General features: G+C 48.5%; 22 protein-coding genes and 1 tRNA gene. 14 read left to right on the plus strand and 9 right to left on the minus strand.

Annotation, left to right across the window (positions count from 1 at the left end):
* Nucleotides 1–115 precede the first annotated feature (115 nt).
* The 5 genes from cutA (at nucleotide 116) to A6301_RS22180 (ending at nucleotide 4582) form a co-directional block, all read left to right on the plus strand.
* Entirely contained in the window at nucleotides 116–448 is a 333-nt protein-coding gene (gene cutA / locus A6301_RS22160; protein ID WP_234258803.1) for a divalent cation tolerance protein CutA, read from the plus strand.
* A complete protein-coding gene (locus A6301_RS22165) occupies nucleotides 424–2148 on the plus strand; it encodes a protein-disulfide reductase DsbD (protein ID WP_234258765.1) in 1725 nt (574 codons plus the stop codon). The genes cutA and A6301_RS22165 overlap by 25 nt, the downstream gene beginning before the upstream one ends.
* Before the next feature lie 235 nt (nucleotides 2149–2383).
* Complete coding sequence (locus A6301_RS22170; protein WP_014914059.1) at nucleotides 2384–2959, plus strand: transcriptional regulator; 576 nt, start codon at nucleotides 2384–2386, stop codon at nucleotides 2957–2959.
* 126 nt (nucleotides 2960–3085) lie between these two features.
* Nucleotides 3086–3161, plus strand: a tRNA-Phe gene (locus A6301_RS22175).
* A 161-nt stretch (nucleotides 3162–3322) separates the two neighbouring features.
* Complete coding sequence (locus tag A6301_RS22180; RefSeq protein WP_234258766.1) at nucleotides 3323–4582, plus strand: integrase arm-type DNA-binding domain-containing protein; 1260 nt, start codon at nucleotides 3323–3325, stop codon at nucleotides 4580–4582.
* Nucleotides 4583–4723: 141 nt separating this feature from the next.
* On the opposite strand, the gene A6301_RS22185 is transcribed toward A6301_RS22180, so the two are convergent.
* Complete coding sequence (locus A6301_RS22185) at nucleotides 4724–4894, minus strand: hypothetical protein (protein WP_234258767.1); 171 nt, start codon at nucleotides 4892–4894, stop codon at nucleotides 4724–4726.
* Between the two features lie 140 nt (nucleotides 4895–5034).
* Here A6301_RS22185 and A6301_RS22190 point away from each other — a divergent pair, with 140 nt between their 5' ends.
* Nucleotides 5035–5376, plus strand: coding sequence for a hypothetical protein (locus tag A6301_RS22190; protein ID WP_203449935.1), 342 nt, complete (start codon nucleotides 5035–5037; stop codon nucleotides 5374–5376).
* Between the two features lie 741 nt (nucleotides 5377–6117).
* Here A6301_RS22190 and A6301_RS22195 read toward each other — a convergent pair.
* The 6 genes from A6301_RS22195 to A6301_RS22220 all read right to left on the minus strand — a co-directional run bounded on the left by A6301_RS22195 (nucleotide 6118) and on the right by A6301_RS22220 (nucleotide 12320).
* Nucleotides 6118–6705: a hypothetical protein gene (locus A6301_RS22195; protein WP_234258768.1), complete on the minus strand. Its 588-nt coding sequence runs from the start codon at nucleotides 6703–6705 to the stop codon at nucleotides 6118–6120.
* 28 nt (nucleotides 6706–6733) lie between these two features.
* A complete protein-coding gene (locus A6301_RS22200) occupies nucleotides 6734–7312 on the minus strand; it encodes a hypothetical protein (protein ID WP_234258769.1) in 579 nt (192 codons plus the stop codon).
* Between the two features lie 30 nt (nucleotides 7313–7342).
* Entirely contained in the window at nucleotides 7343–10936 is a 3594-nt protein-coding gene (locus tag A6301_RS22205) for a phage tail length tape measure family protein (protein WP_234258770.1), read from the minus strand.
* 14 nt (nucleotides 10937–10950) lie between these two features.
* Complete coding sequence (locus A6301_RS22210; RefSeq protein WP_234258771.1) at nucleotides 10951–11286, minus strand: Mor transcription activator family protein; 336 nt, start codon at nucleotides 11284–11286, stop codon at nucleotides 10951–10953.
* Between the two features lie 301 nt (nucleotides 11287–11587).
* On the minus strand, nucleotides 11588–11887 hold the full coding sequence (locus tag A6301_RS22215) for a hypothetical protein (RefSeq protein ID WP_234258772.1): 300 nt from the start codon (nucleotides 11885–11887) through the stop codon (nucleotides 11588–11590).
* The gene (locus tag A6301_RS22220; RefSeq protein ID WP_234258773.1) at nucleotides 11880–12320 is read right to left on the minus strand and encodes a hypothetical protein; all 441 of its coding nucleotides are present in this window, start codon (nucleotides 12318–12320) and stop codon (nucleotides 11880–11882) included. The genes A6301_RS22215 and A6301_RS22220 overlap by 8 nt, the downstream gene beginning before the upstream one ends.
* 200 nt (nucleotides 12321–12520) lie before the next feature.
* Here A6301_RS22220 and A6301_RS22225 point away from each other — a divergent pair, with 200 nt between their 5' ends.
* From A6301_RS22225 to A6301_RS22260, 8 genes are all read left to right on the plus strand, one after another.
* Nucleotides 12521–12697 carry a hypothetical protein gene (locus tag A6301_RS22225; protein WP_234258774.1) on the plus strand — a complete coding sequence of 59 codons (177 nt, stop codon included), beginning with the start codon at nucleotides 12521–12523 and terminating at the stop codon, nucleotides 12695–12697.
* A gap of 30 nt (nucleotides 12698–12727) precedes the next feature.
* On the plus strand, nucleotides 12728–13663 hold the full coding sequence (locus tag A6301_RS22230) for a hypothetical protein (RefSeq protein WP_234258775.1): 936 nt from the start codon (nucleotides 12728–12730) through the stop codon (nucleotides 13661–13663).
* 77 nt (nucleotides 13664–13740) lie between these two features.
* Nucleotides 13741–14073, plus strand: coding sequence for a phage protein Gp27 family protein (locus A6301_RS22235; protein WP_234258776.1), 333 nt, complete (start codon nucleotides 13741–13743; stop codon nucleotides 14071–14073).
* 403 nt (nucleotides 14074–14476) lie between these two features.
* Nucleotides 14477–15220 (plus strand): MobC family replication-relaxation protein, encoded by a 744-nt coding sequence (gene mobC / locus A6301_RS22240; protein ID WP_234258777.1) that lies wholly within the window; start codon nucleotides 14477–14479, stop codon nucleotides 15218–15220.
* 57 nt (nucleotides 15221–15277) lie between these two features.
* Nucleotides 15278–15496, plus strand: a complete 219-nt coding sequence (gene ccdA, locus A6301_RS22245; protein WP_234258778.1) for a type II toxin-antitoxin system antitoxin CcdA — start codon at nucleotides 15278–15280, stop codon at nucleotides 15494–15496.
* 2 nt (nucleotides 15497–15498) lie between these two features.
* Complete coding sequence (ccdB, locus tag A6301_RS22250; RefSeq protein ID WP_234258779.1) at nucleotides 15499–15804, plus strand: type II toxin-antitoxin system toxin CcdB; 306 nt, start codon at nucleotides 15499–15501, stop codon at nucleotides 15802–15804.
* 603 nt (nucleotides 15805–16407) lie between these two features.
* Nucleotides 16408–18117 (plus strand): site-specific DNA-methyltransferase, encoded by a 1710-nt coding sequence (locus A6301_RS22255; RefSeq protein ID WP_205605002.1) that lies wholly within the window; start codon nucleotides 16408–16410, stop codon nucleotides 18115–18117.
* Nucleotides 18108–20741 carry a DEAD/DEAH box helicase gene (locus A6301_RS22260; RefSeq protein ID WP_234258780.1) on the plus strand — a complete coding sequence of 878 codons (2634 nt, stop codon included), beginning with the start codon at nucleotides 18108–18110 and terminating at the stop codon, nucleotides 20739–20741. The genes A6301_RS22255 and A6301_RS22260 overlap by 10 nt, the downstream gene beginning before the upstream one ends.
* Before the next feature lie 95 nt (nucleotides 20742–20836).
* On the opposite strand, the gene A6301_RS22265 is transcribed toward A6301_RS22260, so the two are convergent.
* Both A6301_RS22265 and A6301_RS22270 read right to left on the minus strand, forming a co-directional pair.
* A complete protein-coding gene (locus A6301_RS22265; protein WP_234258781.1) occupies nucleotides 20837–23821 on the minus strand; it encodes a DEAD/DEAH box helicase family protein in 2985 nt (994 codons plus the stop codon).
* Entirely contained in the window at nucleotides 23821–25905 is a 2085-nt protein-coding gene (locus A6301_RS22270; protein WP_081923431.1) for a site-specific DNA-methyltransferase, read from the minus strand. The genes A6301_RS22265 and A6301_RS22270 overlap by 1 nt, the downstream gene beginning before the upstream one ends.
* Nucleotides 25906–25912 lie beyond the last annotated feature (7 nt).

A 25912-nucleotide genomic window follows, 5' to 3' on the forward strand; every position in this document is an offset into this window, starting at 1 on the left:
AGCCCCTCGCGGATCGGCCTGACAGGTCGATCCGTATCATTTCCTCGCGCAAATAAAGCAAGGTATAGTGTGGCTCTGGTTGTCTGGAATTTGTTCATCTGACACGGAGGATATGATGTCTGACCGCCCGCTTTGCGATGCCGTCGTCATATTATGTACCGCACCTGACGAGGCCTGTGCACAACAGCTTGCCCATTCGCTGCTGGAAACGCGGCTTGCCGCCTGCGTCACCTTGCTGCCCGGTGCTCGTTCGCTCTACTATTGGGACGGCAAGCTTGAGCAGCAATCAGAAGTACAAATACTGATAAAAAGCGATATCTCACATCAGCAAGCCCTGCTGACTCATCTGAAACAACAACACCCTTATGATACGCCAGAGCTATTAGCCCTGCCGGTATCTGGGGGCGATGGCGATTATCTGACATGGCTCAACGCATCTTTACGCTGATTTTCCTGTTATGGACAGCTGTCGGCACATCCAATGTGGCCGCCTCTTCTTTCGGTCAGAAACTGTTTGGCAACAGCGCGACGTCGCGCTTTCTGCCGGTCGATGGGGCTTTCGCCTTTGAGTTTCAGCAGCAGGGGAACCAGCTTAATCTGCGCTGGGATATCCATCCCGATTACTACCTGTACCGTGCACAAATCAAGATCGAAGGAAACGGTGCCGCACTCGGCAAGATAGCGTTGCCACAAGGCGAAAGCCATAACGACGAGTTTTTCGGTCAGGTCTTTATTCTGCGGGATCGCTTGGCGCTAGCGGTTCCCATTGAACAGGCAGAGAGCGGTGCAACCGTCAAAGTGACCTATCAAGGTTGCGCCGATGCAGGTTTCTGCTATCCGCCAGAAACGCGAACCGTACCGCTCAATCAGGTGCTGGCTAACGCAGGCGCGGATACATCGAATACCGCATCAGCCCAGACGCCGCAGGCCACGCCGATGCCGTTCTCGCCGTGGTGGGCGCTGCTGATTGGCATCGGCGTCGCCTTTACCCCCTGCGTCCTGCCAATGTACCCGCTAATTGCCAGTCTGGTACTGGGCAGAAAAGAACAGCTAACACCGCGCCGCACGCTGCTACTATCGATGACTTATGTTCAGGGTATGGCGCTAACCTACACGCTACTTGGGCTGGTTGTTGCCGCGGCCGGATTGCGTTTTCAGGCTGCGCTCCAGCATCCGTACATTCTGATTGGCCTGTCGGTGATGTTTGCCGCGTTGGCGCTCTCTATGTTTGGCCTGTATACGCTCCAACTCCCATCATCGGTACAAACCCGGCTGACAGAGTGGAGTAACCGTCAGCAAGGCGGCTCCGTTACGAGCGTATTCTGCATGGGCGCGCTGGCAGGTCTGATTTGTTCCCCCTGCACCACCGCGCCGCTCAGCGCCATCCTGCTTTATATCGCCCAGAGCGGCAACATGCTGGCAGGCGGTGGCACGCTTTATCTCTACGCGCTCGGGATGGGCTTACCGCTCATTCTGGTCACGCTGTTCGGCAATAAACTGCTGCCACGCAGCGGCCCGTGGATGCAGTACGTTAAGGAAGCGTTTGGTTTCATTATTTTGGCACTGCCCGTCTTCCTGCTGGAACGCATTCTCGGTGAGACGTGGGGAGTGCGACTGTGGGGCGCACTGGGTATCGCCTTCTTCGGCTGGGCACTTATGCTGACGCTGCGCAGCAACAAAGGCTGGATGCGTGGCGCACAGCTACTGCTGCTGGCAGGCGTGGTGATCAGCGCCAAGCCGCTGCAAGACTGGGTATTTCCTCCGGCTGGCGTGGCACAAGCCCACACATCAGCACTGAACTTCGCCCCTGTCGCCAATATTGCCGATCTCAACAGCGCGCTGGCAAAGAGCGCTCAGCCTGTTATGCTCGATCTTTACGCTGACTGGTGCGTTGCCTGCAAAGAGTTCGAGAAATACACGTTCAGCGACCCGGCTGTGCAAAACCATCTGTCGCGCATCACGCTGCTACAGGCGGACGTCACCGCTAACCGCGAAGAACAAAATGCGCTGCTGAAAAAGCTACAGGTTTTAGGGCTGCCGACCATCGTATTCTTTGACGCTCAGGGGAAAGAAATCCCCGGCTCGCGCGTCACCGGTTTTATGAATGCTGAACAATTTCAGGCACATTTACAGAAGTTCAGCCCATAAACGACTATATACTCTAAATAATTCGAGTTTCAGGCAGGCGGCAAGCGAAGGCATCCCGATGAGCTTACATCGGTAAGTGATTCGGGTGACAAATCTGCCGGGAGCAGATTTGAACGCTGCTTGCAGCGGCCCTTCAGGGCGAGGCCCACGACGGGCCGAGTATTTGAGCGAAGCCAACGCACATGCAACTTGAAGTATGACGGGTATACCTATATGTGCTTCTGGAGGAGACCTAATGCAACGGGAAGATGTTCTTGAACATGCGCTTACTCTGCTGGAGCAGCACGGCTTTGCCATGACGACGCTGGATATGCTGGCGGAGAGACTAGGCGTTCCGGTAGAGGAACTGACGCCATTCTGGCCAGATCGTGAAGCACTGCTGTACGACGGCCTGCGTCACCACAGCCAGCAAGTCGATACCTGGCGGCGTCAGCTACTATTGGATGACGAGAAAAGCATTGAGCAAAAGCTACTGGCACGCTATCAGGTGTTACACGAATCGGTGAACAAACAGCGTTATCCGGGCTGCTTGTTTATTGCGGCGTGCAGCTTTTTCCCTGATATCAATCACCCTATCCACCAGATTGCGGAACAGCAGAAGCTAGCGTCTTACCAGTACACTCGCGATTTGCTGGAAGAACTGGAAACCGACGATCCCGAAATGGTGGCACAGCAGATGGAACTGATTCTGGAAGGCTGCCTGAGCAACCTGCTGGTCAAGCATCAGGCCGCCAGCATCGCCACCGCTCAACGCTTAGCAGAGGATGTACTACGCTTTGCACTGTGCCGCAAAAACGGTGCACTCACCTGATTTCAGGCACAAAATGCGGTAAAGCCCGCATTTTGGCTGAAAAGTCGGCAGTCAGTAGGGTTTTCCATGCTTTCATTGATAAACCCGTTGACGACACGCGGCCAATACGGTTTAATGCGCCCCGTTGCCCGGATAGCTCAGTCGGTAGAGCAGAGGATTGAAAATCCTCGTGTCCTTGGTTCGATTCCGAGTCCGGGCACCACCTTTCCTTTTTTATGCTTCCTTATAAATCCCTATATTGTTGTGATTCAATAAGTTGGCGTGAAAATCTTTTCCGATGCGCTTTGATTTATCCCTTCGTATCGGGGAATTTGTGGGTCAGATTGTGGGTCATTCAGTTCGATGAACGGGAGTGACCCTCACATGTTAACTGACAGCAAAGTCCGATCCGCGAAACCTCTCGCAAAATCTTACAAACTCACTGACTCGCAAGGCCTGTACCTCACGGTATCCACCAGCGGCGCTAAGCTATGGTATTTCCGCTATCGCTTCGGCGGTAAAGAAAGCCGTCTGGCCTTTGGCCCCTACCCTCAAATCACACTGGCAGAAGCTCGCGAAAAGCGCGATGCAGCACGTAAGTTGCTGGCGTCTGGACTCAGCCCTTCTCAGCTTCGTAAATCGAACAACCCCGCCGTTGATGAATCCCACACTTTTCAGTATGTCGCGACAGCATGGCACACCAGCAACCTCAAGCTCTGGTCAGACGCGCACGCCGATAAAATCCTCATCTGCATGAAACGCTACGTTTTCCCCGCGATTGGCACGATGGATATCACGCAGGTTGAAACCCGCCATCTTGCGCAGTTGGTTAAGGCGATTGACGATAAAGGCGTGCATGACGTCGCCGGACGGGTGCGCCAGCATCTGACTAAAATCATGCGCCACGCCGTGCAGCAGGGCGTCATCAAATACAATCCGGCTTACGATTTAGATGGCGTCGTGACCCCGGTCGTGACCCAACATCACCCCGCCCTGCCGCTAAAACGCCTGCCTGAACTGCTGGAGAAGATGGAGAACTACAAAGGCCGGATGCTGACCCGTCTTGCGCTGGAGCTGAATCTGCATGTTTTTCTGCGCTCCAGTGAACTCCGCTTTGCCCGCTGGGATGAATTCAATCTGAAAGCGCATATCTGGAGCGTACCCGCCCAGCGTGAAGCGGTAGACGGCGTGCGATTCTCAGGGCGTGGCGCAAAAATGAAGGATGAACATCTGGTGCCACTGTCACGGCAGGCGGTCGCCCTGCTGAAACAGATTCAGGCGCATTCCGGCGAATCGGTCTTCGTTTTTCCCGGCGCACATACGCTAAACAAGCCGATGAGTGAAAACACCATCAACAAAGCGCTGCGCGTGATTGGCTATGACACAAAAACTGAGGTGTGCGGCCACGGTTTCAGAACCATGGCTTGTAGCGCCCTGAACGAGTCCGGACGCTGGTCAAAGGATGCGATTGAGCGACAGATGAGCCACAAAGAGCGCAACGGCGTGCGGGCGGCTTATGTGCATAAAGCCGAACATCTGGAAGCCAGAATCGAAATGATGCAATGGTGGTCGGATTATCTGGACGTAAACCGCGAGGGCTACGTCGCGCCGTATATTTATGCGCGAAGTTATACGGTTGGCTAACGCGCTGCGCTTGTTGGCTCCTGACGGGCTTTCTATGTGATAGAAAACCCGTCAGGAGCGTTGTCATAAAACCATTCGAGCATTCTGCTAAACGTATCTTACACGTTAGGATTTGCTACATCGACTGGCTCAAACCACCGTTCAGCCTTTTGGTTCAATACCGCGAGTCTGGAGTTCCTTACGCAGAACACGCTTGATCCACGTAGCCAATGTCTTATCGCCATCCTTACGGGCTTGTTCTTCTAACTGCGCACGAAACTCGTGGGACAGCCGAATTTGATACTGGTCTGTTTTTGATTTTTCACTTGACATTGTAATTACAAATTCCATAGCATGGTATAGTTGTAATTACACCGCAATTACATGGCGTTTTGCAACAGTAAAGAACGAAGCCCGGCAGTGCTAGGAACACTAACCGGGCCTCTGACCACAACATTATGAGGACTAATGCTATGGCTGACACCAATAGTAACACGGGCTCGTCTTATCAATCACTGCCGGATTATGAGAACCGTTACTCCGCCATGAGTGCCGCTCTGGCGCGTCTGGACTTTTCAAACATGGACAATGACGAACTCTCGCAGGTGACAGAGTATTGCGCCGAAACACAGGCCGGGCTTTGCCATTGCCTGAATTTCATTGGCGATGCGCTGATTACCTTTGCCGATAATGACGTGTGCGAATCGACGCCGGAAAGCTTGTGCCAGTTGGGTCATGGGTTAACCGCAATCAGTTTACTCATCCCTGCCCTTACCACGATGCACAAACGCGCACACTCACTCACCGCCAGATAACCATCTGAATATGTTCTGCCTGATTAAAGCTCTGCCGTGGGTGACTCACGGTCAGGGCTTTTTTACTGCCATAACTGAGCACCCATAATTCTTGATATTAAATATTGAGTTGTTTGCAGGCAACACCGCCCTTTCCCGATAGCCTTCCCTACTGGCTGGTTCCAGCGGGGGGAAGACATGCCAGCACGTTTTATTTTCACAACGCTGACAGCGCTCAACAGGCCATTCAGCCACGACGCAGAACGCGACTGGGCTAGGCGGTTGAATGCCTGCGCCTCGCAGGCATTCAACCGTGGCGTGAGGCGAGTAAATTCAATTTCGCAGAAATTGCTAATTTGCGTCGCCCGAGCCCACCAGCGAGCGTTTCCCCCAAGGGAAACCGAGCAGGCCGGGGGGAGCCGAATAAATTTTGTCGCCCCAGCGAGCAAAAAGACGCGCCCACGCGTCGGTTTATTTGGGGGGCTTCAGCCCCGCACACCGTCGTGGCTAAGTCTCCGGCCACAAGCCGGTAGCGAGGCGCGACTACCCACTTTGAAGGCGTTTTCCCATTTTTTCGCTGACCGGAACGGGCAAAAGAAAAAGTGGGCTAAAAACGGCGTCTCAAAGGGGGTAGTCGCGCGTAGCGTGCGACGGTGTGCCGCCGTTGACTGATGCTAGGCGCGATAAATGAAGACAAAAAAGCGCGATAAATTCACCGCGCTTTTTTTTCAATATGTGAAAAGGAATTACACATATGAGATGTTACCCAATACTGAAACCAGCTTTCTTCGCCTCAGTTAGTAATTCATCTGCACGCTGATTCAATTCTTCCAGTTCAGTATTAATCACTGAGATACGCGCCACTGCTTCTTCAGCAGAGATGCTACTTTTAGGCTTCCACTCATCATCGGGCAGGCCATTAATGATTTCTGTTGCTACTTCCTTCAACTTTTCATGAGCAAAAAGAAAAGCAAATTGAAAAGCGTTATCAAATCCAAAACTACCCAGTGCTCTTGTAACCCACGATATGTTGGAGTCGTTACTGGATAATGAGTAGTAAAAATTATCAATTTTCGCACCATTTCTATCTTTTCTAACCGTCTCATATCCTAGATAGGAAAAGCATTCTTTTGAGCGTTCAATCGCCTCACAATGAGCCCGATCAATATTTAACAAAACGATCTTAAGCACATCGTCCTTACTCAAATGGTAGGAAAATAGTTTATCCCTTTCGTTTTCCAACTGTTCGGTTTTCTTGCGTATATCAGCAAGCTCTTTCTTCATGCTTGTTTTGATATCACCCAATTGTGACATCACTTTACTCAGGTTAAATATTCCCGGCATTTTCATGTTAATCACCTTTATAAAAAATAAACCATTACACTTCGGGGAGGTAAAGCAATTTGCCGCGCCACATAAACGCCTGCTTTGTTGAACCATCTGGCTGAGGAACAGCAAAAGAAGCGGATGTGTCACAGTCGTTGATACCAGCGAAACAAACCGGTGTGGATGTGCTGGCAAAATCAGCGCATCCAGAACCCTGTACAGACGCTGCGAAATTGAGTGGGGATAACCCTGTCACTGCTGGCGGTACAGAACCCAAAAAGCCGATATGCCTTAAATAGAGTCTGCCCGGCGTTGGGTTGCCCGGACTATCTGGCATGTAAAAGGATGCTGACCTGTTCTTATAGCTGCCAGATTTTATCCCCTCCAGCAGAGGCTCTGCGAACTCGGCTTCAACATGGAGGCTACGATTACGCATGTAGACAACCTTAGTATCGCCAAGATGGGGCTGATTATCGCGGGGATGTCCGATTGTCAGCGGTGCAGACCATAGCGCGGGGTTATACGTTTGAGCCACTTCATTAAGCATTGACTCTGTGAACGTGATTGCACGTCCATCCATTGCGGTAAACGTTCCCGGCCTAAATATTTCAAAATTACGCACTTGCGCCATGATTGATTACTCCATTCTGTTTTTTGGATTTCAGGTCTTCACACCTAGCATCTGTTTAAGCGTCGGTGCGTTCGCCTGAACAAAGGTGAAGAATTCGCGCTTGCCGCGCAGAGATTTAAAGCCGGAACTGATTAGCTCACCGCTATCCAGTACCAGTGTTTGCTGGAACGGAACTCCCGCACCGTCACTGTCTACTGCTGACTGTCTCTGCGCAGGTTCGGGAATAGTTGCAGGCATGTTGAAAGCAGGTGCAGGGATGCCCGCTACACCACCCGTTGCATGACGAACGCGGGGCGCCCAGTCATCCAGTGCGGCAATACCGCGTTGGTTAAAGTCATGGAGGAATGGCAACGCGCCAGGCTGCTGAACCACCGCCGCACGGGTAACGAATTCGTAATCGGATAGCATTGCATGGATGGAGTCGCTGGTTGTCGTTCCGGGGCCTCGGACGTGACCACCATCGGCAGCGAAAACGCTGGCAAACATGCCTGAAAGACCACCGCCAGCGCCGCCGCCTGTACCCATCAGGCTGGACATGGCCATCATCGCCAGTTGCTGTGCCGCTATCTGCGCCATGCTGTTCACAATCGATAACGCCAGATTCCCGACCGCGTCACCCAGTGACATGGTGCCTTTCGCCAATCCCATTATCGAGCTTTGCAGCCCGGACTGGAGACCGTCTTTAAACGCCACCGTCAGCTCGTTGCCACTTTCCTTCAGCTTGCCCAGCTCACCTTCCAGCGTGCTGATTAACCCGCGAATGTTCTCGCCCGCTTCGCCTGGCTGCGTCGCCAATTCGCGCATTTTCGGCAGGTACGCTTCAATCTTCGCGCCGACCTGCGTGTGCAGCTCAATCAGTCGCTGACGACCGTCCAGTTCGGTCAACAATCCGCCCTGCACCTGTGCCTGAATACTGGTTTCCTGCTGGCTGCGCCATGTCAACAGGTCTTCGATTTCCTTTTTCAGTGCATCGGTGCGGATTTTGGCTTCCTGCATCGGCAGCAGTTTATCCAGCCAGTTCAGCCCTTCGGTATTGCCGCTGGACGTAAATTCTGCACGCATCTGTTGGTACTGATTGCGAACGTCTAACAGACTGGCTCCAGCACTGTTTCCTGACGCCCGCATATATTCCATCTGAAGTTGTAGGTTCTTATCGCCGAATTCACGGGCATTCAGTGCTGCATGTGCGACTTCAGCCAGCTTGCGTTGTTCGGCGGTCAGATTACGGGTGGCGATTTCCTGTGCGCGAGTAGCAGCGGTTCCCTGCGTTTGTTTCGCGGCTTGTTGAACCAGCGAGTCAACAAAACGCTGATTCTCGGCGGCACTGCGTTTAGTCTCTGCGGCGGCATCTCGTGCGGCTTTAATCTGCGCATCCTGCGCATCGGCTTGACGAGCCAGGGCGCGGGCTTCGTTCTGCCGCGCTATCGTGGCGTCTTTCAGTGTGCCGGAGCGGATCTCTGCTTCGACTCTATCCAGTTGCGTCAGTGCGCTTTTCTGCGCAATCGTCTGGCGCAATGTATCGTTGTACTGCTGGGCTTTCTTGTTTGAGGTATCCAGTGCCGCAACATCAACATCCCACTGACCACCAGAGAAATTCTGCCCATCAGTTGATTCTACGCCACGGCTGCGTAACGTATCTCGGCCACCTTCTGAGGCCCACATTGCTTTGTATTGTTTTTTCAGATCATCAATAGCATCGGCTTTTTTCTGAAGCTCAGTACGGTTATTCGCCCAAGCCTTACCCAATGATTTTGATGCAGCGATAGACTCATCTTCTACCTTTTGATTCTCGCTCTCCATTTTTGCATTCTGTTGTCTTACTGCTAGCTCTGCTTTCAGGATAGCCAGACGTTCTTTTTCCTCTGAACTGACAGGGATGAAAACATTGCCTGCGAGAACTCCTCCTCGTGAAATGCGTTTTTCTAGCGTAGCAACCTGCTGTTCAAGATCAGCAATACCCAAACTCTCAGCAATTGCATTCTTAGTACCATCCAGAGCTTCTTGCGTTGCCTGCTTGACGTTACGCCACGCTTTAGCAACCCAGTTCAGCTCTCCTTCCAATGTCTGCAATCGCTCACTGGCTGCTTTTTTATATTCAGACGATGCTAATTCAATAGATTCTTCTGTTTTTCCTTGCTCCTCCAACGCCTTAATGCGTTCGTATGTCGCAGCATCCAGCCAGTGATATTTTTCGTTACTGCCAACCGCCCAGTCGCTGACGCTGTCAGACATTTTTACAAACTCACTGACAACCTGATCGGCAGACTGACCTGTTAACTCCGCCATCATTGACGCCGCAGTTGATACACTATCAATAGTGTCAGCTGTGAACTTACCGCTGCTTACCAAACCCGTGAGTATGTCGCGAACCTGAGAATAGTTATGATTGAGTGCACCGCCGCTCTGCGCCATCTGTTCGAGTTGGCCAGCAGTTACCCCCGCATAGTTTCCGGTTTGAGCGATTGCGCGGTTAAATTCATCCTGATCGTTCATCACGCTGACGACAGCGACGCCAGCCGCAATCACCGCAGCGGCCAGCCCGATATATCCCATTCGAGATAATGTCAGCCCGCCCGACATGGAATGCAGTTTCTCTCCAGCCTCTGCTGCGTCATTGGCCGTTTCCGCCAGGGAATCACCGGTGTCGTCCGACGAGCCAGTCAGTTCTGACATCTTGTTCGCAATCAGCTCGAAAATATTGCCGAGACCACCAAACGAATCTTTGATTTGCCCGCCCTGCTGGATGGCAACCATCCAAAACGGCATCCCGCTGGCCAGTGACGTCACGGCATCCGTGAGTTGCATCGGCAGATAACGCATCGCCTGCGCGTACTGGCCTGCGCTGATACTGCCTTTATTCATCGCTGACGTTTGTTCTGTCAGTTTTTGAATAAACGGGGCCGCTTCTTTCTCCACACCCAACTGCGCCGCTTTGTACTTCAGCAGTTCGGCGGTGGACATATTCATGGTGTCGGCTTGCTCACGCAGCCGACTGACAAATGCCGCTTTCGTCGTCGCTGCTTGCGCTTCTTCCTGTGCGGCCAGGCGTGATGCTTGCGCTTCCCGACGTCCCGCTTCGCTGGCCGCATACGCATTTTTCTCGACCTGCTCACGCATCGCGTTCAGCCGCGCCGTGTACTCATCCAGATCGTCGCCGCCGATTAACCCTGCGCTGTTGAATTCGCTGAGTTGCCGCTCCATTTCATCGAGCCGCTCATACGCGCCGACGACGGGATCAATACGCCCCAGCAGTCCCGCCAACGCGGCCTGTTGCGCGACCAAATCCGTATTCACATCACTAGTGGCGTTTTTGAGGGCTTCAGCGGCGGCATACGCCTGGGACACCGCATTCTGATAATTGGTGGTACTGGAGGTGGTTTGCTGGGTGGTTGCTCCCGCGCTGGCCATGTCGGTGGCCAGTGCCGATTGCGCCTGCCCATGTTGTTTGGCGGCAGCGGCAGCGGCATTTTGCGCTGCGACGGTCTCTGACCACTGCGCATTACTGGCGTTCGCCGCCGCACCGGCATTGCGGACATCACTGGTTAGCGACTCAACGGCACTTTTGGCGTCGTTGAGATCGGCAGTGATGCGTAACGCTAAATTCAAATCATTACCCACAGCCATAACGCCCCCAATCCCTATTTTTTGCCCGCGAGATCTTTTCTAACCCGGGATATGATTTTGTAGATCGAGCGTTCGCTCATGCCGTATTTTTTAGCCAGTTCCCAACAATTCATGCTTCCGCAGAATTCTTGGTAAATAAGGCGATCTCTTTTTTTCAGGTCGTAATTGATATCGAGAGGAAAGGTGATGTTCTGACCACCGAAAAGGCTGGCAAGTGTTTTGATAAGGTCACTGCTGAGTTCGCCAGCATCTTCATCTGAGAACCCTTTTCCCTTGGCAAAGGTAATAATATGGGAACCCAGTTCCTCATAGAGTTTATGCCGTTTAACTGCCATCGGAGATTTATACATGAGGTCACCGCGATGTTGAGTGAGAAAATTAATCCGTCCTAGGACAGATTATGCTTCAACACGCAACAAAGGGTCGTTTGCCCTCGGACACATAAAAAAATGAGGCTGGATAGTTTTATAGAGGTGGGCTGAGGAGCGAAAGTGCCCCGATAGGCTTATTAAAAACTATTATAATACTGTCTTAGCTACTCAGGTGATGGGTTGCCGCCATAATACGGGTAAAGGCCGCTCCGGGCGTTTTAAAGAAAAAGGGCATATCACGATGGATATACCCTTTATTGAATCGATGTTCGTGCCAGTATCAATTTTCTTTTTTCACGCAGTCGTACATTGATTGTATTATCGATATTACGTCAGACACCAATATAAGGGCAGAGTCATTGACGTTATAGGGTTTACTCCCGCTTACCTTACTGGTCGCGTCAAGACCATACTCCAGTAAACCTTGGACAGCCATAAGGCGGGAAACCGACGCTTCATATAGTCCCTCAAATCCGACAGATGGTTTCACATACAATACATCTTCGGAATAGCCCTGTGAAAACGTGCCTAACGGTTTGAACTCAACCTTACCGTCAGAGATAGTGTTGGATTTACTCATGGTCATGACCTCCGGTACGGGGTTCATAACGAGTCGCGTTAGGTTTTGACATCTGGTCTATCTGGCCTGCAACAATATCGTTAATTGCCTTTTCGCGCAGAACGTACTCATTGTAGACCTCATAGGCAACTGAGTTCAGACCGGTGCGGTAGTTGTTGGCCAGCATCTTAGCAACAAAAACTTCGATGACAATCCGTAGCTTGATCAGTTCGTTTGGTGTGGCATGCCGAGTGACAACCTTACAACCGTGGATGCAATACTCCCGCCGTTTCTCTGGTGTCAGCATAGGAGCGATGCCAAAGTTACGGTTAACCATCAACGAGCCGATTTCTTCAAATCCGCTAGCCAGTTCCAACACTTCGGCATCATCGGCATAACACAGCACTACCTTGCATAACTGACGGCAGTACAGTTTCAGGTTCTCAGGGGTCATAACAAAACGGCAAGCGCCTGCCGTTTCAGGTTTTGGGTGGTTTAGGTTAGAATCTTTGTTATCCATTATCGTTACTCTTCTTAACGGTGGTGGTTAGAAGCCCGGCTTGTGTTCCCGCACAGCCGGGCTTTGCTTTACTTGATGCTATGCACTGATGTACATTTGCAATCACAAGGGTTAATATATACCGGAGAACACCAATGTCAACCAAAGAAAACCAAAGGGAGCGACATGTTGTACAGTTACGGCTTGACGCTGAACTGTCAGAGCGCTTAGCCATGGCAATGAAAGAAGATGGGGACGATAACAAGGCCGGATGGATAAAAAGATTGTTGCGCCGAGAATTGGATAAACGAGGCATAACAGCAATAGACTGATTTTACTAATTAATGATAGAGGTTCACTTCATGGCTAGAAAAAAATCGCAATTGACTGAATTAGTGGAAGATATTCAGTTAAACCCTGATTTAGCGACAACAACAAAACTAATGGCTGAAGTAAGTAGCCAATTTAGTGAAGAACGTGACTTCATAAATCAGTTGCTAGGCCAAGTGCAAATGGCACGTTCATTTGCAAAATTTGCTGACGTCGTCAGTTTGAGTAAATTAAAATATATAAAGGAAAACAAAATATATCATGCACTTAAAGGAAAGAAAGGTGTTGATCTTGATGGTAAGGAAATTGCTGACGTCGGCACTTGGGATGGTTTCTGTCAGGCTTTAGGTTTATCTCGTGGGAAAGTGGATGAAGACCTGTCAAATCTAACCGCGTTCGGGGAAGATGCGTTAAAGCATCTCTCTGCCGTTGGCGCTGGCTACCGTGAACTTAGACAGTTCCGCCGTTTACCAGAAGACCAAAAAAGCGCCTTGATTGAAGTTGCTAAAGAGGGCGACAAAACCGCACTGCTAGAATTGGCAGAGGAAATGATTGCTAGGCACATTAAAGAAAAAGAAGAACTCAAAACAGATTTAGAAATTAGCCGTCAAGCTCTAGCAGAAAAGAACTCAGCTTTTCATCGGGTGATAGATGAAAATTCAGAGCTAAGGGACAAAATAACTCGGGTTAAATATCAGCCTGCTGATGAGAAAATATCTAGAATCAAACAGGAAATAAATGCAGATCAATCCATAACAATTGTAACACTTCTAAGAATGAAAAATGAGTTTTCCGAGTTAATTAAAAGTTCTGACAATGTCAGTTTAGGCTATATTTCTGGAGTGCTGGAAGATATACAAACCCATATTGAGATTATCCGACAAGAGCTAGACTTACCTAATTATAGAGAGCACAACCCAGCTTCAGAATGGATTAATGGAAATGTAGACGATAATATAATTAACTAATGCCGTTTTTTCCCTGCTCTAGATTACCGCTATTTAGTTAATTATGGGGCAGATTACTTTATCATATCGAGGGTATAATGGGGCGGGTTAATAATATTGATAAGCTTCCCGAGAACATTCGTGAGGAGCTACATAAGGAACTATTGCGTACCAACTTTACTGATTATGAATACCTATCGTTTTGGATGTCAGAGAAAGGATATGATATTTCTAAATCAGGGATTCACCGCTACGCGATTAAGCATAAAGATGAGATTCTCGGCATCGGTCAGGAAAGTAAGTTTCATAAAGCACAACTGCGTTTGGCTTCCTTACATGTAGCAGCAACACTTTCTCCAGATAAAGAGCTGGAAAGTCTGAAGACCGATGCAGAAGATATTTTGAAATGGGCTCTTTTGGGGGCTGAGTGACTGGGGTGGCAACACCCTTTAACGTTTCACATACGGTAAAATATTTTCATATTTTTATCCCAATAAATCCCCGAAACCTACGCTAAATCCCATTTATCTCAGATTCTCTTAGTTGTTTATCTCACTTCTAATCAGTTGACGTTGGGGGTTTTGGCGTGGCGTCCAGCCGCGACATTACCCCCATGTGCCAGGCAATAAGGGCGTCCAGCCCGCATGAACTGGCACACGCCGTTCTGTGCCGGGAAATATATTTTTCGGCACATGACCGCATCGCGGTCACCTCTTTATCCCCACAAGATCGCCTCATGACGTCGACTCATGCCAGTGGGCGAAGGTATTCCCCATGCGATGAGGCGATAAAACCGAAAAAGCGAACACCCCAGTACAAAGCGAAGGAGGAACCATGCTGATTTCTGATTACCGTGAACGCCGGGCGCGTAGTCACGAAAAAATGCGACTTCTGCTCACCTTTCTGAAAGAAGAAACCTACAGCGATTTTAAAACCCTGATGCTGCTTTTTGATTTTAAAAATCACAAGCCGCTTTATTTGCTGCTGGCGAAAGCTATTAGCATGGGATTCATTCAAAAACAGACGTTTTGCACAAGAATGGAAAAAATCTCACTATGGGGTATCACCAACGACGGATTATCCGTTGTCGTCACACCCCATGAGGATAGTTTTCCTGCACGGTTTGAGCCCTCGAAAGTCACTGGCTGGACGCTGATGCAGCGCCTTGATCGTCAACTAGCACGGCTCCTTCTTGAGAAGAAAGGCGCTTATGGGTGGATCAGCGGCGCAGATTCAACATTCCGCAGCCGCTATGAGGTATATCATCGCCCGGCCGGGGTGATAACGTTACCAGACGGAACCGTCATCGCTGTTGAGACTGAGCGCCATCTGAAAACCAAGGCCCGTTATCAGGCGATTATCACCCAGCATTTGATAACTCGTACTCAACAACTTTGGATGTACGTCTTCTATGTCGTGCCAGATCCACAGAAAAAACTGGCTCTCGAACTGCTATTCAATAACATCAAACACGCCATCGTGAATCATCAGCGTATCCCGCTGGAAGCGAAGCACCGCAATGTCTTCCGGGTTTATACGTTTGAGGAGTTGAAGGGGTTGGAGTTGAATCTTGGCTAATTGCTGAACAACCATGTGAAGTATATACTCAAAGTATGCACAGAGAGGAGCACTATCATGAAACACCGCGTCAGCGTTACCGTGGACAAAGACAATTATCAGGTTCTGACTACCGCCGGAGTCAATATTTCCGGGCTAGTGAATGATGCTATTGGCAAAGAAGCCCGCCGCATCAAAGCTGAGGAGTGGAAGAAGGAAAACCGCGAAGGGATGGAAGAAATCGCCCGATTTATCGCGCAGAATGGCTCGTTTGCGGATGAAAACAGGAACTGGTGATCATGCAATTCATTGTTTATCAATACAGACGCGCCAGCCGCTACAAAATGTTTGTCGATGTGCAAAGCGATATTGTCGAGACACCTAAGCGACGCATGGTCATTCCGCTAATCGAAGCGCATCACCTGTCTGAGAAAGTGAATAAAACGCTGTTTCCTCTGATTCGCATCGATGGTGAGGATTATCGGCTGATGACAACTGAACTATCGAGCGTTCCCGTTGAAGTCATTGGTGAAGTGATTACGGATCTTGGCGAGTACGCGGATGAGATCAAGGATGCCATTAATCTTATGTTCTGGGGGATTTGAAAGGAGTTCAGCGTGTTCGCATTGAGCTTTACGTTTAGCCCCCCTCGACTGAACATTACTAGGGTGTGTCCCGTAACTGTTTTTTGTACAGATCAGCGTTGTTATAACTGTGCAAAAAACACTTTTAAGCGATAAAAATAGTCCTAAAAATGCTCAATATTCAACCAAAAATCACATTCCGGAAATGATTACTACATCACTTTTTGGTGTGCGAGGAGGTTAAGGGACACACCCTAGCATTCCAGAAATTCTCTGAAATTGAATGAATTGCCTATGAGCTAACACATTACCCCGCGCTTTTGATGGACGCCGCCTTATTGAGGTATTTACTCATGGATATGTGGATAAAAACCAACTTTCTATTCAATCCGGTGCGTGACGTCATTCCACTTCCAGCCAGCCCCTCAGCCAGCTATGTGATAAACAGTATGATTTTAACACTTCTCGGAGGCATTCAACCACACCGATTAAATATCATTTAAATACAATAACTTAAAATAAATCCCTCACATAAAAGACGCACCGGATTGAATATCCGCTGACTGGTATTACACGACCTAACTCCTGCCCTCAGCATAATAAAATTGGACAGGATCCTGACTAATGCCAACGTTAAATTGGATCGGCAAAGAAGCCGTTATTAAACATCACAAAGATGTTCCCTTTCGTTTGCTTGAGCATGATGCTGATTTATCTCATGGACAAGACGATAGTGGGAATATTATTGTTCAAGGTGATAACTTACAGGCACTAAAAGCATTGTTACCACGTTATGCAGGCCAAGTTAAATGTATTTATATCGACCCACCTTATAATACTGGAAATGAAGGTTGGGTATACAACGATAACGTCAATAGCCATGAAATTAGAAAATGGTTAGGGGAAGTTGTTGGTAAAGAAGGTGAAACTTTAGATCGTCATGATCGCTGGCTGTGTATGATGTATCCTCGATTAGTATTATTGAAGCAATTTATGACTAATGATGGAATCATATTCGTTTCCATTGATGATAATGAAATTCATTATTTAAGATCATTAATGGATGAAATTTTCGGAATAAAAAAAAGAGTAGCCACCTTAGTATGGAGAACAGATGGTAATTTTGACAACCAAGCAAAAATAAAAAACTGCCATGAATATATACTTATTTATGCATCAAATCCTGATAAATTACCTCATCCAAAAGTAATCGACCCATCTGTTACTAAAGATAGCAAGCTAAATCGTGATTTTATTCAAAACACGATAATAAAAAATGGACCTAAGAACCCTATTAGTAAAATCGTTCTTCCTGCTGGATTTCCTGCATCAGTTCAAGAGGCTAACATATCTAAAAGATATAATTCATGGCCACATATTTATAACGACATCATCATAAAAAATGGAAAGCTAACACATGATGTAACTGTTGAAAGCGGTTGGGCATCTAAGAATCTATTATTAGAATTTATAGCATCTGAATTTAAACCCGTATTAGACACAAAAAATCAAAACACTATTTTCTTCCTTACAGCCACAGGAGCTATTGAGTCAAAAAAAGAAAGAGAGAGTGCTAGCCATGTTATCACTGTTATTAGTGGAGTAGGGAGTACACAAGCACAATCACAAAAACTTTCTGACATGGGATTTAAATTTCCATTTCCAAAACCTGTCGAGCTCGTCAAATACTTGATTTCAATGATCGATGATAAAGATTTTATCGTATTAGATAGTTTTGCTGGCTCAGGTACAACAGCACATGCAGTTCTGCAACAGAACCAAGATGATAATGGGAACCGTAAGTTTATACTTATAGAAATGAATGAGAATATAGCGAAAAATCTGACAACTGAAAGAATTAAAAAAATTTGCAATGGGTACAAAAACAATAAAGGTGATGAATTTTCAGGTCTGGGGAAAGGTTTCAAATTTTTTAATCTTTCCGCTGAACCTTTATTTCAACCTGAAGGTCCTATTCGTAAAAATGTTACTTTCAATGAGTTAAGCGAATTCGTTTGGTTTATGGAAACCGGATCAGGCTTAACGGTATCACCTTTAACCAAGGAACAGCCAGCCACACCATTCCTCGGTGTACATCAGGAAAAAGCCGTGTTTCTTCTGTACAACGGCATATTGAAAGATCGCTCAGATATTGGCGGTAATGTTCTTAATCATCGTTCCCTGAAGTTTCTTGATGAAATCACCCCACCACATTTTTCCGGTACGCGAGTCGTATATGGCGCTCGCTCCCGGTTTGATAAGAAGAAACTCAATCAGTTAGGCATTACCTTCCATCAACTTCCTTATGAACTGGCGGTGAAAACATGGCTCTGAACAGTCTGAAATCATATCAGGAACAACTTCTTGATGATTTCTCTTCGTACCTTTCCCGCTGTAGAGAATTGCAAGATCCAGCAGAGGCTTTCCGCGAATCAACACTCAAAGGTTTCGGCCGAGCACTACCTTATTACCCCTTACCTGGCGCAGAAGAGATACCTTATATTTGTTTACGGGTTCCAACCGGTGGAGGGAAAACCCGTATCGCCGGTCAGTCAATAAAACGCGTTAACGACTATTTTCTTGGTATAGAGCACGCCCTAATCTTATGGCTGGTTCCATCAGATCCCATTCGTGAACAAACACTTCACTCACTGAAAACGCCGGGGGAACTACTATACCAAGATATGCGTGATCTGTTCGGTTCAGTACATGTGTTGGATATTCAAGAAGCTTTATATATACAACCAGCCACGTTAAATACCGGAAACACAATTATCGTCGCCACGATGCAGAGTTTTAAGCGAGATACTGACGATGGTTTGAGAGTCTATCGTCAAAACGGCAGCCTAATGCCGCATTTCTCTGGTACTTCGTCAGAACAAAAAGGGGAACATTCACTCATGGATGTCATCCGGCTACGCCACCCTTTTGTTATTGTTGATGAAGCGCATAATCAGGGAACACCCTTGGCTGTCGACACGCTTGTCCGCTTTAACCCCGCGTGCATACTTGAGTTGACCGCAACCCCTGACCGTGCGAATCAACCATCCAATGTCCTCAGGAGTGTCTCCGCTGCAACCTTGCAAGCGGAAGATATGCTGAAGTTACCTTTGGAACTCACTGTTCATCCAGAATGGCAGCGGTCTATGGCCGAAGCTATTAGCCGACTACGGCAGTTGGAAGAAGAGGCTGCTCAGGAATTTCTACAAACCGGTGAAGTAATCAAACCAGTTGTGATGTTGATACAAGCCGAGCGCCAGGTAAAAGGGCAAGAGACGTTTACACCGGAGCGTGTTAAACAGCATCTGATTAATGATTTCAACATACCCGCTGATACCATCGCTGTAGCGACAGGAGCTCAAGATGAATTATCGGGTAAAAAACTGGGGGCTCCTGACTATCCTCAGTTCATCATTACTGTCGATAAACTACGTGAAGGATGGGATTGCCCTTTTGCGTATGTGCTGTTCTCTTTCCGCAATACAACTTCCGCTACGGCGGTAGAACAAATCCTCGGCCGAATATTACGTATGCCGCATGTTAAAAGAAAACAGCATGAGGCGCTTAACCGTTGTTATGCCTACGTCGTATCGTCAGAATTTGCGGCAACAGTTCAGGGATTGCGTGATGGATTAGTTCAAAGTGGCTTTGAACGGCTCGAAACACAAAGTTTGATTCAAACCCACGGAGAACCGCCATCAACAGGAGATCTCTTCGCGCCCCAAGGCGATTTGGTTATTCCTTTACCCGAATCCGATAATAGTCTCGTCCTTCCAGATGAAAGCGCTCTGGAAACCTTACCGAAATCACTTCGTGACAAGCTAGAGATCTCACCAGAGAGCGGTACTCTGACATTAAAAGGTGGCGCTAATAATAAACAGATCCAACAATTGGCCGACACATTCAAGCATCCAGAAATTGCTAAAGACGTTCTCAACCGGCTTGAAATGGCGTCATCCAGACAAAATGCGTCACTACAAAAGGAAATAACACCCGCGGATCGGGGACATACTGCGCATATACCTTTACTCACATACCGGCAATCTGGGTTCTTTGATGTATTTGATGAAACTCCACTTTTAGATGCTGACTGGGAAATAGAGGATTTTGACCCAGTGCTTTCTGATAGCGAATTCACCCATGATGTAGAAACCATGTATCGCGCTGCATTAAATATTTCTCAACTAGAGAAAATCGAATGTAGTGTTTATGAACGATTAGATAATCAACTGGCATTATTCGGTAAAGAACATGGCTGGGAAGCTACTGATCTGATCTATTGGCTGGACCGCAATCTACCTTTCCCTTATTCCGAACGGGACAAAAAGGTCGCATGGATCAATGTAGTGGTTGATTATTTGTTGGAAAAAAGAGAGTTCTCTCTGGACGAATTGGCCTACCGAAAGTTTCGTTTGCGCGGTGCGTTGGAACGAAAAATGGCAGCAGGGCTAGTGCTCGCCAAGCAACGCATCTTCAACGACTTGTTTGATGACGAATCACAATTCGCAGTGCTAGACGAGCATGCCGTGTCGTTGGAACCTGGACGATATGCTTACGATTTTCGTTATGCAGGGTTTATTCAGCTCAAACGTCATTTCTATCCCGTTATCGGTAATCTGAAAGATGTTGGAGAAGAATTTGAATGTGCTGAATTTATTGCCAACAGGCTCGAAGGTGTCGATTGGTGGTTACGTAATGTAGAGAAAAAACCAACCTCTTTCTGGTTGCAAACGGCCTCAGACCGATTCTATCCTGATTTTTTGATACAAATGAGCAATGGCCCACTCGTTGCTGTTGAGTATAAAGGATCGCATATCAGTGATACCCGAGATAGCCGAGAAAAGAAACGAATCGGAGAACTGTGGGCCAGACGCAGTGAGGGTCGGAGCCTCTTTGTCTGGGTTGAAAATAAAGACTGGTCAATAATTCGTGAGGCTGTATCTCATGTAGTCTCCTGATACAAAAATCTGGTAAACCTGCCGTCAAAGAGGCAGGTTTACCACACTGATTATCCAGCCTATTCCTCACAGGCCCATGCCGCTATAGCCGACAGTCAGATATTCCACTGTTCAGGTACTGAAACCGCATACTCGATGCCAATTTCTCTGAAGTGTGCCTCGGCAGACTTGATTTTGGCATTTTCGGAGGGTCTCCTTTTTTGTTCATCCATGGTGCTCTTGGTTTCACGCACCATATAGATTCGATCCTCGCCTTCTTCGGATTTGATGATGGCCCAGTCCGGGTTATAAGGGCCAACTGGCGTGTCAATCTGGAATCTTGGCGGCAGCTTCATAAACAGCCTGATATCCTCGCGGTGATCGAGAAACTCAGCAAACTTTCGCTCCGGGCTATCCGGCCCGCCATCAAACACGACATAATCAAAATCAGTTTTCTCGGGGTGTTCAACGCGGTACAGATGCTCTTTGAAGAAATCCTTTTCAGCAAGACCGTCGGCTTGCAACTCACGGAGTTCATAGACGGAGCCGCCAATCTTTTCATACTGAACACCTTCCACAATGACACGCTGTAGCTCGCCCTCTACGCAACGGCGAATCATCGCAATAAAGTCGTTCGGATTGGCAATGAACTCGTCCAGCCTGCCGCTACCGATGAGAATATCCACCAGAGTCTTGCGCGTAAGAGACGTACCTTGCTGCAACTCACCGATAATGTTCGGCAAATCATAGCTGCCTTTGAAGTCGACAGTCCGCGCGCCCAGCTCTTGCCCTCGCGTGCCACCACGCAGCACTTTGACACCCGCACGGGTGACATCAATACGTAACGGCTGGATTTTGGGTTCAGACTTGATTGCCTTTATGCACGCCCCAACCAGCCTAGGATGCTTAACTGTCACCCGATAAGTCGTTTTCTGGCTGATAGCGCTCCAAAGCCTCTCAAAATCCGGCGAGGCATAGAGCTCTTTATTGAATTTACGCTTAGCCCGCGCACTTATAGGCTTCACATATTTCTCAATACCCGCATTAAGGATGCACCGGATAATATCTGATTCGTAGGGCCTGAGCTCATCAGGTAGATGTAATGAGAATCCTTCTGCATCCGGCAGAAACATGGAAGTTGTCTTACCATCCTTGATGAATCCCGCGTTTTCCAGATGTTTGAAGATGGCAGAAGATGTCTTGAAACCTAGCATATCATCGGTCATCACGCCATGAATATCCCGTTTCATCAGTTTGGCAAATTCATTGGGGCGCACCTGTCCAATGGCAACACCCGCATCTTTGTATTCAGCTTGCAGATTCTGAGCGAACGTAGCATAAGATTCGTTAGCAACCACGGTGAGCAATGCAATGCTGCGGTCGGCAACACGCTCATAGCCTTTTACTGTTTTCGCTACCGGCAGGCGAAGGCCACGTCCCAACGTTTGCCGACGTTCCGTTTCCGCACCCATTTCACGCAGCGTACAAATCTGAAACACGTTGGGGTTGTCCCAGCCTTCACGCAATGCGGAATGGCTAAAGATGAAGCGTACGGGTTCATCGCTGTCCAACAGGCGTTGCTTGTCCTGCATAATGAGTTTGTAGGCATCATCATCTTTGGCCGTTGTGCCTGACGAATCCACAAAGGTCGCGCCAGCACGCGTTTTCAGTTGGGAAAAATACGCTCGCCGTAATTCGCAAGGATCCTGCGGCAGCAATATCTGGTAGACGTCAGACTTGCTACGCTCTTCCCTGAACACCTCATCGAACCACTTGGTGAACTCGCCGTTTGCGTCTTCGTTGTTCACCCCGTCGCCGAGAAAACTCGCCACCTTGTCGACGAAAAATAGACTCAATACTTTAATCCCCTTCGGGCGCAACATCGCTTCCTTGCGCAAATGCTCACGCACGGTTTCCCTAATCATTTCCTTGTAAATCGCGCCCGTTGCGCCCCCCAGGGATTCACCTTCGTGCAGCAGATTCCCATTCGGCGTCAGTTCAATACTGGCAGGCTCACCGAAAGCGGCGATGCTCAACGCATTAATACGCCAGCCTGCGTAAGCCGGATTTCCAGTAACATCGGACAATTCCTGATGCGGCTTGACCTTTTTGCTACGACGCGCGATAGAGCCATCGGCCTTGCGGCAAGCCAGTTCAAGTTTCGCGGCTTTTGTGTCTTTCACTTCGAGCAATTTGACGTAAGGTGCAACGTCCGCACCGTGCTGTGCGACTTCAGCCACGACGATCTGTTTCACCAGACCGAGATCGTGTGCGTCAACCGGATCGAGCCGATAGACAAGATTGCGCCGCTGCTTATGCGTGGCCGAGTAGCGCAGCGTAAATACGGGATCGAGCTCGCCCACTGCGGACTGCGATAACAGTGATTCCATATTCTGTGGTTCATCCATGATAACCACGGGATGCGTGCCTTTCAGGTAATCCAATGGACGCAAGCCATTGAGCTTGTCGCGCGGTTTGTGAATGATGCGCGTATTCTTATCACCGCGTATCGCGTCGATCGTCATCACCAGTATTTGCACGTTAGTCGCGGTAGCAAAAGCTTGCACTTCCTCAGACCTGTCGCCACTGTAGACAGTGGCATCGAAAGGCTGCGCCGGATAGAGGCTGCGGAAGTGCTCGCGCATCAGGCGAATACTGGTGTTCACGCCTTCACGGATGGCGACGCTGGGAACCAGAACGATAAACTTGGTGAAACCGTACTTATTTGCCAGTTCGAAAACGGTACGCAGATAAACGTAAGTTTTACCCGTACCGGTCTCCATTTCGATGTCGAAATCCAGTTTGTCATCAACCAGTTTTTCGCTGACCTCCAGTCCGTTGCGATCCTGTACCGTTTGTAAATTAGCAAGGGTAGTGCCTTCATCCAGCACCAGATTATTGCCGATAGCGCCGATCTCCTGTTCAATGCCTAAATCCAGCTCACCTTCCCGGCTGGCAACGCTGCCACGCAAGGCAATCGCGATCTTGTCGGCATCCTTTGGCTGACCATCGAACAAATCCACCACGGCATTGATGGCATCAAGCTGATACTGCTGCTGCGAATCAAATTGAAAGCCCGTATTTTGAGAATGATGGTTCATCACGCCGTCCTCAGCTCAATACCTTTACTCTTGGCATATTGAGCAATATTGGTTTTCAGTTCGTCGTCGCCTTGGAAGGCATCCTCCAGAACGATCAGGCGCATAGGCTCGGCATTCACTAATTCCCGCAATTGTTCCAGTGTGGGTTTAGTTCTCTCGTTCAAATACGCCAGCAGACGCGGCTTGTCGGCATCACCAGCAATGTTACATACATCTAACCCAGCGATAGCTTTAGTACTGAGGTGCTCGCTCAACGAATAGCCGAGCTTCAGCAGCAGCTCAGTAAGCAGGCCGTCTGGGCTGGCATCATCAGTGCTGCTGTCGCGCAAGTCGAGCAAATGCTGGGTTAGCTTGTCAGGTTCGATATCACTGGTGACGCGCCATTTGGTGAAGTGGGTGTCCGCCAGCTTATAGGCGCGGAAACCGGTATCTACATGGCTTTCTACAACATCGGATTTTATTTTCTCGCCCGCCAGTTCGATGCGCTTGCGCGAGATATCGGCGATAGTGGCAAAGCCTGCCTTACGTGCTTCAGATCCTTCAGGTGTGGGTTCCGGCAGTTGCACCATGATAAAGCGGCGCTTGCCTTTGTCTTCAGCATTGAGCTGCATTACAGCGTGGGCAGAGGTGGCACTGCCGGCGAAGAAATCGAGAACGATGCAATCAGGATCATAGCGGCTTGCAGCAAGGAATAGTTTTGCCAATAGCTTTGTTGGCTTCGGAAAACTCATTACATTTTGAAGCCCAAAGATAGCATGCAGCTCATCAAAGGCATCTTCATTCGTCCCCCAACCATCCGAAAATAAATCGTCCGAAATTGAAAAATTTGCTCCAGAGGAAGAAGTCCCCCTCATAGGAAGTAGATCTTTCAGTTTTTTCTCTCTAGGTTCACTGACAATACGACGAAAATAAAGATCTTGCGTAACATACAAGCTCTTCTCATCAGCATAGCTATCCAAGAGTTTTTGGGAATAAATCCAATTACTATCAACTTTGACGTCCTCAGCCAAAAAACCGTCTTTGATAATAAGGTCTGATAGTAAAATCATCTCCATATTGCCGGAGCTAATCCGGCTTCCGCTTGGAAGAATATGATTTTTTGATTTGAATCTACTCGGTATCCCTTTTTTGATAAGGCGTACACCACGAGAATTCGTAGTTTTAATCACAGGATATGTTTCTACATTTCGTGCAATTTCACCAATAAGTCCATTGAAATTAGAAACGCTCCTAGAATATACAAAAACATACTCCTTTATATTTGTTGAACTCTCAGATAAAAAGGCTCCTTTCTTTTTCTTTTCCCATACAAGTTGGGCAATAAAATTCCTTTCGCCGAATACTTCATTACATAGTTTCTTCAGGTTGTCCTGTTCATGGTCATCAATCGAAATAAAAATCACACCATCATCAGTAAGCAGATTGCGTGCTAACTTCAGACGCGGATACATCATGTTCAGCCAGTTGGAGTGGTAACGTCCTTCGGTATCACTATTAGTGGAAACCTTCTTGCCTTCCTCGTTCACCTGCCGCGTCCACTCAAGGTAAGTATCCAGCCCCTCTCTGTAGTTGTCAGGGTAAACAAAATCGTTGCCGGTGTTGTAAGGGGGATCGATATAAATCAGCTTGACCTTGTTGTGATAGTGTCGTTGCAGGATCTTCAGTACTTCAAGGTTGTCTCCCTCAATAAACACATTCTGCGTCGCGTCCCAGTCTTTTGAGTTAGCAAAGTCTGGTTTCAGTGTTGCAGTTGTCGGGGCTTGTGCGGCACGCAAAGCCCGTTTTTTCCCCGGCCAAAACAGGCCAAAGCGTTCGTTACTGTCAACCACATCATCAGCCAGCAGCTCACGGAGCTTTTCAACATCGAGCTTGCCATCAGCAACAGCCTCTGGAATTAGCTCAGCAAGCTGACCAGCCAGTTCGGTGCGAAAATTAGGGGTACTGCTTGGGATATCGAAAAGATCGTTGTGCAGTGGTGAACAAGACTCATCCTGTCTGCGCTCGGCCAGAACATCAATACTGCAACTCGATTCAGCATTTTCTTTCTGTTTAGCGCTATGTTCAGTAATACGTTCATTTGCCATACTGATA

The sequence above is a fragment of the Pectobacterium sp. IFB5596 genome (assembly GCF_021432585.1).
Taxonomy (GTDB): Bacteria; Pseudomonadota; Gammaproteobacteria; order Enterobacterales; family Enterobacteriaceae; genus Pectobacterium; species Pectobacterium punjabense.

Bases quoted from the DNA above. Each gene is read 5' to 3' on its own strand.
- cutA (WP_234258803.1), top strand. From the start codon at position 116: ATGTCTGACCGCCCGCTTTGCGATGCCGTCGTCATATTATGTACCGCA.
- A6301_RS22165 (WP_234258765.1), top strand. From the start codon at position 424: ATGGCTCAACGCATCTTTACGCTGATTTTCCTGTTATGGACAGCTGTC.
- A6301_RS22170 (WP_014914059.1), top strand. From the start codon at position 2,384: ATGCAACGGGAAGATGTTCTTGAACATGCGCTTACTCTGCTGGAGCAG.
- A6301_RS22180 (WP_234258766.1), top strand. From the start codon at position 3,323: ATGTTAACTGACAGCAAAGTCCGATCCGCGAAACCTCTCGCAAAATCT.
- A6301_RS22185 (WP_234258767.1), bottom strand. From the start codon at position 4,894: ATGTCAAGTGAAAAATCAAAAACAGACCAGTATCAAATTCGGCTGTCC.
- A6301_RS22190 (WP_203449935.1), top strand. From the start codon at position 5,035: ATGGCTGACACCAATAGTAACACGGGCTCGTCTTATCAATCACTGCCG.
- A6301_RS22195 (WP_234258768.1), bottom strand. From the start codon at position 6,705: ATGAAAATGCCGGGAATATTTAACCTGAGTAAAGTGATGTCACAATTG.
- A6301_RS22200 (WP_234258769.1), bottom strand. From the start codon at position 7,312: ATGGCGCAAGTGCGTAATTTTGAAATATTTAGGCCGGGAACGTTTACC.
- A6301_RS22205 (WP_234258770.1), bottom strand. From the start codon at position 10,936: ATGGCTGTGGGTAATGATTTGAATTTAGCGTTACGCATCACTGCCGAT.
- A6301_RS22210 (WP_234258771.1), bottom strand. From the start codon at position 11,286: ATGTATAAATCTCCGATGGCAGTTAAACGGCATAAACTCTATGAGGAA.
- A6301_RS22215 (WP_234258772.1), bottom strand. From the start codon at position 11,887: ATGAGTAAATCCAACACTATCTCTGACGGTAAGGTTGAGTTCAAACCG.
- A6301_RS22220 (WP_234258773.1), bottom strand. From the start codon at position 12,320: ATGACCCCTGAGAACCTGAAACTGTACTGCCGTCAGTTATGCAAGGTA.
- A6301_RS22225 (WP_234258774.1), top strand. From the start codon at position 12,521: ATGTCAACCAAAGAAAACCAAAGGGAGCGACATGTTGTACAGTTACGG.
- A6301_RS22230 (WP_234258775.1), top strand. From the start codon at position 12,728: ATGGCTAGAAAAAAATCGCAATTGACTGAATTAGTGGAAGATATTCAG.
- A6301_RS22235 (WP_234258776.1), top strand. From the start codon at position 13,741: ATGGGGCGGGTTAATAATATTGATAAGCTTCCCGAGAACATTCGTGAG.
- mobC (WP_234258777.1), top strand. From the start codon at position 14,477: ATGCTGATTTCTGATTACCGTGAACGCCGGGCGCGTAGTCACGAAAAA.
- ccdA (WP_234258778.1), top strand. From the start codon at position 15,278: ATGAAACACCGCGTCAGCGTTACCGTGGACAAAGACAATTATCAGGTT.
- ccdB (WP_234258779.1), top strand. From the start codon at position 15,499: ATGCAATTCATTGTTTATCAATACAGACGCGCCAGCCGCTACAAAATG.
- A6301_RS22255 (WP_205605002.1), top strand. From the start codon at position 16,408: ATGCCAACGTTAAATTGGATCGGCAAAGAAGCCGTTATTAAACATCAC.
- A6301_RS22260 (WP_234258780.1), top strand. From the start codon at position 18,108: ATGGCTCTGAACAGTCTGAAATCATATCAGGAACAACTTCTTGATGAT.
- A6301_RS22265 (WP_234258781.1), bottom strand. From the start codon at position 23,821: ATGAACCATCATTCTCAAAATACGGGCTTTCAATTTGATTCGCAGCAG.
- A6301_RS22270 (WP_081923431.1), bottom strand. From the start codon at position 25,905: ATGGCAAATGAACGTATTACTGAACATAGCGCTAAACAGAAAGAAAAT.